7 protein-coding genes are annotated in these 9216 nt (G+C 63.5%); 5 read left to right on the forward strand and 2 right to left on the reverse strand.

The annotated features are described in order from the left end of the window. From ACWEKR_RS35170 to ACWEKR_RS35185, 4 genes are all read left to right on the forward strand, one after another. On the forward strand, nt 1-639 hold a 639-nt coding region (locus ACWEKR_RS35170; RefSeq protein WP_452358182.1), incomplete at its 5' end, for an amidohydrolase family protein. 113 nt (nt 640-752) lie between these two features. Next, nucleotides 753-2138 (forward strand): MFS transporter, encoded by a 1386-nt coding sequence (locus ACWEKR_RS35175; protein WP_452358183.1) that lies wholly within the window; start codon nt 753-755, stop codon nt 2136-2138. Nucleotides 2139-2297: 159 nt separating this feature from the next. Then, the gene (locus ACWEKR_RS35180) at nt 2298-3089 is read left to right on the forward strand and encodes a fumarylacetoacetate hydrolase family protein (RefSeq protein WP_195068140.1); all 792 of its coding nucleotides are present in this window, start codon (nt 2298-2300) and stop codon (nt 3087-3089) included. Nucleotides 3090-3737: 648 nt separating this feature from the next. Continuing rightward, entirely contained in the window at nt 3738-3956 is a 219-nt protein-coding gene (locus ACWEKR_RS35185; protein ID WP_452358186.1) for a LysR family transcriptional regulator, read from the forward strand. A gap of 177 nt (nt 3957-4133) precedes the next feature. On the opposite strand, the gene ACWEKR_RS35190 is transcribed toward ACWEKR_RS35185, so the two are convergent. Beyond that, complete coding sequence (locus ACWEKR_RS35190; protein ID WP_452358184.1) at nt 4134-4658, reverse strand: FAD-dependent monooxygenase; 525 nt, start codon at nt 4656-4658, stop codon at nt 4134-4136. Between the two features lie 15 nt (nt 4659-4673). Then, nucleotides 4674-6002, reverse strand: coding sequence for an amidohydrolase family protein (locus ACWEKR_RS35195; protein ID WP_228826490.1), 1329 nt, complete (start codon nt 6000-6002; stop codon nt 4674-4676). Nucleotides 6003-6498: 496 nt separating this feature from the next. Here ACWEKR_RS35195 and ACWEKR_RS35200 point away from each other — a divergent pair, with 496 nt between their 5' ends. Continuing rightward, a complete protein-coding gene (locus ACWEKR_RS35200) occupies nt 6499-9138 on the forward strand; it encodes a protein kinase domain-containing protein (RefSeq protein WP_452358185.1) in 2640 nt (879 codons plus the stop codon). Nucleotides 9139-9216: the final 78 nt, after the last annotated feature.

Raw genomic sequence — 9216 nt, forward strand, 5'->3', positions numbered from 1 at the left:
GAACTGGGCCAGGGCCACTGCGCGCGAGTGACCGATCAGCTGCTGAGCATGGGCGCGGCACCGTCGCTGGGTACCGACACCGAAATCGTCGCGCCGGGGGAAATGTTGGTCGCCGCGCGGCTGGTGTTGGCACGCCAGCGCGGCCTCGCGCATGAGCAGGCGCACGCAAAAACCGGCCTGGGTGCGCCGGTGGTCTCACTCGGTGTGAAGCAGGCGCTGGCGTGGGCGACCGTGGAGGGTGCGCGCGCGCTGGGCATGGCCGACCGGATCGGTCGCATCGAGGTGGGCATGCAAGCCGATCTCGTTGTGATCGACACGCGTGCGCTCAACCTGTGGCCGCTCCACGATCCGATTGCCGCGGCACTGCATGCCAACGCCGGCAACATCGAAGCGGTCATGATCGCAGGACACTGGCGCAAACGCCACCACCAGCTCGTGGACTGTCCTGTGGACGAAATCATGGAGGCATTGCAGCGGTCGGGTGAACGTTTCGTCGACCAGATCAACGCGACTGGCCGTGTCGCGCGCATTCGACGGCGCGTGGTGGGGCACGTGGTGCGTCGGCAGTTACGGCAGCAAGCGCGTGAATGGGCGCACGATGCGCTGACATCGCATGAAACTCCGTCACCGGACCGTTGAGGGTGCCTCTCGACTTGGGCGTCGAATCCGGCCGGTGTGCAAATCCACTTACTGGAGCTCGATGCCGGAATTGAGACAACGATGAACGACGCCCTGCGCAGACAGGTCCTGCCGTGACCACACCCGGTTCCTCGCACCGGGAGGGGTTCAGCCTCTCCATGCCCGAACGCATCGGCTACGGCAGCGGATCCCTGGCCACCGCCACCTACGCGGTCGTTCCCGGGCTCGTCCTCTTGTACTACCTCACCACCATCCTTGGTGTTACCGCGGCAGTGGCGGGAATCGTCGTCTTCCTCCCGAAACTGCTGGACCTCGTCTGCCATCCGATCGTCGGCCGGTTGTCCGACTCGACAGTGTCGCGATTGGGGTCCCGCCGACCGTGGATGATCGCCGGAACCATCATGCTCCCAGTGGGATTCGTGTCGATCTTCTGCTCACCGTTCAGCGGGAATGCCGCCGCCTGGTGGGTTGCAGTTGCGCTCACCTTGACCGGCCTCGGAGCCTCCATGTTCACCATCCCATACAGCGTTCTACCGGCAGAACTCGGTGCCAACGCCGCCGAACGGACATCCTTGACCGCATGGCGCATGGGGTTCTTGGGTCTGGCCATCTTGGCAGCGGGGGCCGTGGCTCCCTTGCTGGCGGCCGGCGAAGGCGGCGGCACAGAGGGATACCGGGTAATGGCAGTGGCCATGGGATGCGTGATCCTCCTTGGCACATGCGGGGCGCTCTACAGTGCACGCCAGTCGACCCACATACCGACCGAGTCGCCGAAACAGGCGGCCGGATCGCTGCGTGAAGTATTGATCGGCGCCCGCCACAACCATCCGTTTCGCATCTTGCTCTTTGTATTCATGCTGATCGAGGTGGTCATCTCCGTCACGTTGGCCGGCCTGCCGTACATAGCGGACCAGATTCTCGGTACAGAGAGCGCAGTCACGCCACTTTTCGTCTGTGTAGTCGGCCCACTGATGCTGGCGATGCCGGCGTGGCGCCATGCAGCACGGAGAATAGGCAAGAAGTACTGCCTGATGGCAGCTCTGACACTCTTCACGACAGGTGCACTCGGAGTCGTCGTGCTGCCCGCAGTAACCGAGGCCATCCGGTTGGAGATATGTTGCGCCCTATTCCTCGTTGCCGGTACAGGCTTCGCCGGCGCGCAACTCATGCCGCAAGCAATGTTCGCCGACATTCTTGCGAACGACGCGGCCGAGTCAGGTCAACAGCGTGCGGGAGCGCTCGCGGGTCTATGGTCGGCTGGTGAGACAATCGCTGCGGCGGCCGGTGCGGGTGTCTACGCTTTTGTGCTCGCAGCCAGCGGTTTCGTATCATCGAGAGCCGGGGAATCGGTAGTCCAACCGGAAAGCGCCCAGTGGGGCATCGTGTTCGGATTCTCCGGCATTTCAGGCATCAGCATCATCGCCGCGCTGATACTCACCACGCGCTACGCACCCACCGAAGGCCGCGTCCATCAATTGAAGATCGCGCTTCGAACATAAGGTCATCTGTGTCCGCGATACTTCACCGGACTGCATCGGTGCCCGCGAAGGCGCGCGAATTTGGCTTTCGTCGAATACTCGTTGCGTCGCAACCGCCGGAACAAATGCTCGATGCTAGAAGCACTTCTCCGCTTGCGTATATCCGGTAGGCTGATCGCTGTGCATATCGTACGATTCATCACTGGTGAAACAATCCGCTACGGACGGAGAATCGACGACGCTACAGCGGAGTTGATCGAGGGGGATCTGTTCAACACTTTGGAGCTGTCCGGGCAGGTGGCCGAGATCGAGAAACTGCTTGCCCCCGTCGTGCCGACAGATATCCTCTGCATCGGCTTGAACTACCGCAAGCACGCTGAAGAAGGCGGCTCTACCATCCCTGAACTGCCGGTGCTGTTCATCAAGTCGAGCAACGCGCTGAACAATCCGGGCGATCCGATCACGATCCCTCGGCTGAGCAGTCAGATCGATTTCGAGGGCGAACTGGCAGTGGTCATCGGCAAGACGTGCAAGGACGTCAGCAAGGCTCAAGCGCTGCAGTACGTTCTGGGCTACACCATCGCCAATGACGTCTCCGCGCGGGACTGGCAGCGCGAGAAGAGACTGGGCGGCGGACAGTTCGCCCGCGGCAAGAGCTTCGATGGTTTCTGCCCGCTGGGTCCTGCCATCGTAACCAGCGACGAGATCGCGAATCCGAATGCACTAAAGCTCAAGACGACGATCAACAGCCACGTCATGCAGGACTGGACGACTGCCGACATGATCTTCGATGTGCCCACGCTGATCGAGAACCTCAGCAGCACGATGACGCTGCGCCCCGGAACGGTTCTGTTGACCGGCACCCCGCACGGCGTCGGCTTCGCACGCACGCCTCCTGCGTGGTTGAAAAATGGGGATACAGTGGACATCGAAATCGAAGGTCTGGGCACATTGAGCAACCCGGTGGTTTAACGCGCTCTGCCAGCGAGACGGTACGGCTGCACACAGCTGTCACACGCAGGCACCAGCCCGCAGGACAAGCCCGGCTTCAGTCAGCATCGGCCCCTCGATACCAATATCTCATAGTAACCAAGACATTTCGGCGCGAACCCAGCTCGATCGGATGGCCACTGTCTGCTATCGCGCTTCGGGCAGGGGCGCGCCTTCACCTTCGGGTGGCGCGAAGAACCAACGGTGTGCACACCTGCCCGCCACCCCTCACAGCAGCCGCTGAGGGTTTGTCTATAAGCCCGAGCCCGCCGGCGCGGGCCTACTGCCAACGCCGTCGCGGACTGCACCCACCATCACCTCTGCTGAGGGTTCGCTGTGCGCCAGCTTCGATGTCGGCAACCCGAACTCGCAGTCGCGCAGCAAAATCGGTCGGCGCGCGCAGTGGACTATCGAGCTCTCTTTCGATCGATGTCCGAACGCGGAAGTGCTGACGTCGAGACGCGTTTATTTCGTCAGTCCGAGCAGTGCGGCGGTGAGTCCGTTCAGTGCACTGCGCAACCTCGAAGCCGACGGTGCAATGCCCCGGATCTCTATCCTGTGCGGTAACGGGGGTCTCTTCCTCGATTTCGAGGTCGAGCGTACGGCTGACGGTAACTTCATCTGACGCGACTGCGTCAGCTCGAGTATTTTCTCGCCGTCTGGGAGAGCGGGGCGTTCAGCGCCGCCGCGGCGCGGCTGTATGTCTCGCAGCCGTCGCTGTCCCAACAGATACCCTCGCTTGAGAAAGAACTCGGCGCGGTATTGCTCGAACGCGGACCACATGGTCTTGCCCTCACACCGGCCGGACGCGCGTTCCTGCCCCAGGCCCCGCGTGTATTGCGCCGCTGAGGAACCAGCGGACGCGGTACATCAGGTTGTCGAGGGGCGAAGCGGCGACGTGCATGTGGTCACCGTGCGGTCGGTCACCTCCGGGATACTGCCGCCCGACACCGCGGAAATCTTGCGCGTGGTGTAAGGATCTCGTCGCGGTCCTCCCAGGGCATTACCTTGCGTTCCCAGCGGTGCCTACCAGCGGCGAGTCGGCCGGTCAGACTGGCGCCGCTGGGTCCAGCGGCATCTAAAATACGGAATGTGTGCGACCGGCTCCGGCAGCTTCGCGTCGAGGATGAGCCAGGTGTCGGTGTATGCGGATCCGACGAGTTGGACGCCGATCGCGCCCCGGGGCGCGCTGTTGGAGCCATCGCAGCCGAGAACGAAGCGTGCGCGCGTTGCCGGTCCGGCCATTGGTACCACGAAACGTAAATCGCCGATATCCACGGATGGCCCGCCCTGGTGTTTCTCCGTCGGCAGCGTCGTCGAGACAACTTTGCCGCGAGCCGACACCCACTGGGCGCCGGCCCCGAGGAGCATGTCGGAAACCGCGCGCTCGTACACTCCCGCTTTCTGAAGCGTGCGCAGCGCTTCTCCGTCGAGAACACCGACGCGCGGATGGGGGTACACATCGGCCTCGTGCTCGAGTACCAATACCGTCAGCCCCGCACGCGCCAGCAGAAGCGCCGCCAGCTCACCAAACGGACCCAGTCCGATCACGGCAACGTCGAATGTTTATGACAGCCCCCGGCAACCCGTGAAAAGGATATCGGTAGCTCGCGAACGACTCACGAGCCCGGCCGCCGAACGTTCGAGTTGCTGCAATACCTCTTCGACGTCCACGCCGGCCAGTCGGCCATCGCGCTTGACGACGCGCCCGTCCACGATCACGGTGTCGACGTTGCTCGTGTCCATATGCTGGACGACGGCGCCGGCCGCGTGATTCACCGGTGCGGCGTTGAGCGTGCGTGCGTTCAGTGCGATGACATCCGCCCGCTTGCCCGGCGTCAGGGACCCGACGAGATGGTCGAGATGCGCCCCCTGCGCTCCGCCGAGTGTTGCCATTCGGAGTATGTCTCGCACCGTGATCGGCTGAATCTCCGGCGAGTTGCTCTGTATCGCAGCTTGGATGCGGCTGCGCTGCCAGTGGAAGGCCGCGCGCATTTGGGAGAAGAAGTCGACCGGCGCGATGCCCACCGTGTCCGTGCCGAAACTCGTTGAAATGCCGTGCTCCAGGGCAGTTTGAAAGGCCGGCTGACCCATGGCGAGCGATTGCTCAGCGCTCGCGGAGACCGACACCTTGCCGCCGGTCCGTTCGATGGTTCGCCACGCGGCGTCCTCGAGACCCAGGCAGTGGATGTAGGTTATCCAGGGGCCGAGCAGTTCCTCCTTCTCGAACTGCTCCAGCACATGACCCCAGCTGGTGTCGTTGACATGCGCGAACATGGGCAGACCGAGGTCGCGGGCAAGCTCGAACAAGTCCTCATCGACGTGATAGCCCAATGCCAGGCGGACGAGCGATCCATCCTCGGCCGCGCCTGTGGACTCGATGAGGCGATGGATGTCTTCGGGGTGGGCGTACGACGGATCCGGCTCGTGATCGCCGAACGAAGGCGAGAAGCTGAAAACACACCGGATGCCGGATCGGCGGATTCCTTCGAGCGCCGCGTCGGTGTGTTCGGGAGTATATGAGCATTGCGACGTGTCGACGACTGTCGTGGTTCCCGCGGCCAGGTTCTCCAGTGCCCCACCGAGTTGTCCCCAGTAGACGTCCTCGGTCGTGTACTGATGGAACAGCGCATCGGCTCCGGCACGGGATTGCATGAAATAGTCCAGGTCGAGAGCGTCGGACCAGTAGGAGCGCAGGGCGGTCTGGAACATGTGGTGGTGCGAGTTCACGAAGCCGGGGAGGACGATCTTGCCCACGCAGTCGAGCACCTCTGTGTCGGCGTCCAGATCAGGCCCGACCTGAGCGATCTTGCCGTCCTCGATGAGCACATCTGCGCGTTCGTAGTCACCCAGTGCCTCGTCCATCGTGAGGACGATGCCGCCGCGCAGCAGCAAGCGACCTTCCGAATTCATGACCGCCTCGAATTGGACACATAAGGTGAGGTGCAGACCACATCTATCATAATGGTCACAGTGTTGCCGATATTGTGGCCGGTGTCAACATGGGAACATCGGCCGCCGATCACGGTGGCGCTCGGCCTTGCGCGTGCGACGTGTGGGTGGTTGACTGTCGAAGACTGTGGTCGTAGTTGCAGCCGGTGGCGCTAGGCGACACGGCGCTGGGTCGACGTCTATGCGACCAACCTCGAATAAAAATCTGAGTGTGATCGAAGTAGCCCCCGCTGCGGCTGTCGGCCAAACAGGTTTCGATGCTGACCAAGCGTGCCGCTGGTGTGGACCAGGAAAGCGTTGAGCCGGTCCAGAGTGGCCTGCAAGTCGGGCGCGGACGCGCGGTCTGTGCACCAATGTTCGGCGATACGCTGGCATTGTCGAAAGGTAAGCGCATGGCGCCTGACGTTCGTGCACCTGCAGGGTGGATCGCACACCGCTGATGGTCGACGATGATCCGCTGCGGACCCGCCGTGATGTGACTCTGCCTGTCACGGTCGAGTTGAGCGCGTCCGGGTTCGAGGACGCCGAAGAAATCGGACGTGGTGGTTTCGGTGTGGTGTATCGCTGCACCCAGGCGGCGCTGGACCGCACAGTAGCGGTGAAGGTGCTGACCGCGGAATTGGACGAGAACAACAAAACGCGGTTCTTCCGCGAGCAGCGGGCGATGGGCCGACTGACCGGGCATCCGAACATCGTCACCGTGCTGCAGGTCGGTGTCACCGCGAGCGGGCGGCCCTATCTGGTGATGCCGTATCACCCGTTGGATTCGCTGGATGCGTGGATCCATCGACAGGGTCCGATGTCGGTGCAGACCGTCCTGTGGATCGGAGTGAAAATCGCTGGTGCGCTCGAGAGCGCGCATCGGCTCGGGATCGTGCATCGTGACGTGAAGCCGGGAAACATTCTGCTGACCGACTATGGCGAACCGGCGTTGACGGATTTCGGTATCGCGCGCATTGCGGGCGGGTTCGAGACGGCGACGGGCATTGTGACCGCGTCCCCGGCGTTCACCGCTCCCGAGGTGCTCGGTGGCGAGACGGCGACCCGCGCGGCGGACGTCTACGGTCTCGGTGCGACCTTGTTCTGTGCGCTGACCGGGCATGCCGCGTTCGAGCGTCGCAGCGGTGAGCAGGTGGTGGCGCAGTTCTTGCGGATCACCAGCCAGCCGGTGCCGGATCTGCGCGACAGCGGTATCCCCGACGATTTGTCGGCGGTGGTGGAATCGGCGATGGACCGCGATCCGCAGGCGCGGCCGACGGCCGAGGCATTCGGCGAGGTCATCCGACAGGTGCAGGGCGACCACGGCTACCAGGTGGGCAATATGGCCCTCTATGGCACACACGCTGCGGCCCCCGGGCCAAAGGCGCACACGCCATCGCCGGGGGGAGCAGCGATACCGCAATCTGCGGATATTCGCGGTAGCACTCGCGAGTTGCCACTCGAGCTGACGAGTTTTGTGGACCGCCGTACCGAGACTGCGGAGATCAAGAACCTGCTGTCGGTGTCCCGGGTGGTGACACTGGCGGGAATTGGGGGTGTCGGCAAGACCCGGCTGGCGTTGCGGGTGGCGTCGAATGCTCGACGCGTTGTTACCGATGGGGTGTGGATGATCGAACTGGCCGACGTGCGGGACCCGGAGTTGCTGAGCAACGTTGTGGCGGCTGCTATGGGCCTGCGGGACGACTCGGATCGGTCGATGCGGCAAGTGCTGGTGGATTTCCTGCGTCCGCGGGAGACGCTGCTTGTTCTGGACAATGGCGAGCAGGTTGTGCAGGCGTTGGCGGGGCTTGTCGGGGAGTTGTTGGTGAGGTGTCCGCGTGTGCGGATTCTTGTCACCAGCCGTGAACCGTTGGACGTGGCGGGGGAAGCGGTGTTGCGGGTGCAGCCGTTGGCGGTTCCGTCCCCCGCTGAGCGGCCGGTGCTGCGGGGCCTGCCGAAATACGATGCGGTGAGTCTGTTCGTCGATCGCGCCGCGGCGGTCGTGCGGGGGTTCGAGGTCACCGAGAAGAACAAGGCCGCGGTGGTCGGGATCTGTTCACGGCTGGACGGGTTGCCGTTGGCGATCGAGTTGGCGGCGGCGCGGATACGCGCGATGTCGCCCGAGCAGATCCTGGAGCGGCTGAGCGACCGGTACGCGCTGCTCACTCGTGGCAGTCGCACGGCGCCGAGGCGGCAGCAGACCCTATGGTGGTGCATCGATTGGAGCTACCAGCTGTGCACGCCGGTCGAGCAGAGGCTGTGGGCTCGATTGTGGGTGTTCGCCGGCGGTTTCGAACTCGATGCGGCCGAACAGGTATGTACCCCTGACATTGCGCACGAGAATCTGCTGGACGCCTTGTCCGGTCTGGTCGACAAATCGATTGTGAACCGCGGCGAAGTGGATGGCGTCGTGCGCTTCCGGATGTTGGAGACCGTGCGTGACTACGGTCGCGAGCAGTTGCGTGACTCCGGCGAAGACCGGGATTTGCGTCGACGACACCGTGACTGGTGCCAGGAATTGGTGCTGAATTCGGTGGCGGACTGGATCAGTGACCGTCAGCCCGACTGGCTGGTCCGCCTCGAACACGAACAACCGAATCTGCGTGGCGCACTCGAGTTCTCCTTATCCGAGGACAGTGCAGGATCGGCCGATACCGGGCTGCGCATCGCCAACGCGTTGTTCGGGTTCTGGAGCTTTCGGGGTCTGTACGGTGAAGGTCGACGGTGGCTCGACCGCGCCCTGGCACACCCGGACGCGGGCTCGATATCTGACCGTGTCAAGGCGCTCGAGGCCAGCATTTTCATGGCCACCGCACAGCGGGACCTTCGATCGGCGGCGTCATTGCTGGAGCAGGCGCACGCACTCGCCGAACAGGATCCCACTCCCATGAACCAGGCGCTGATCGCTTACGCCGACGGCACGATGGCACTTTATCGAGATGAACCCGCTCGCGCGGTCTCCTGCTTCGAGCAGGCCATTGTGGCGTTCAGCTCGGATAGGCGAGGATACTTATACATTTCCGCGTTGATGCTGCTCGGTTGGGCCTACGCAGCGCAGGGCGATATACCGCGGGCAATCCGGGCCCCTGGCGGCGAATGAGGCCCAGCGTACCGCAACCGTGCGGGTGGGCGATCGCGCGCCGGATGCGAAACTGCTGAGCGCGACGGGGGGATCGCA

It is taken from the genome of Nocardia sp. NPDC004573 (genome assembly GCF_053602135.1).

Excerpts from the sequence above, each read along its gene's own strand:
- ACWEKR_RS35200 (WP_452358185.1), top strand. The coding sequence starts at position 6,499 with ATGGTCGACGATGATCCGCTGCGGACCCGCCGTGATGTGACTCTGCCT.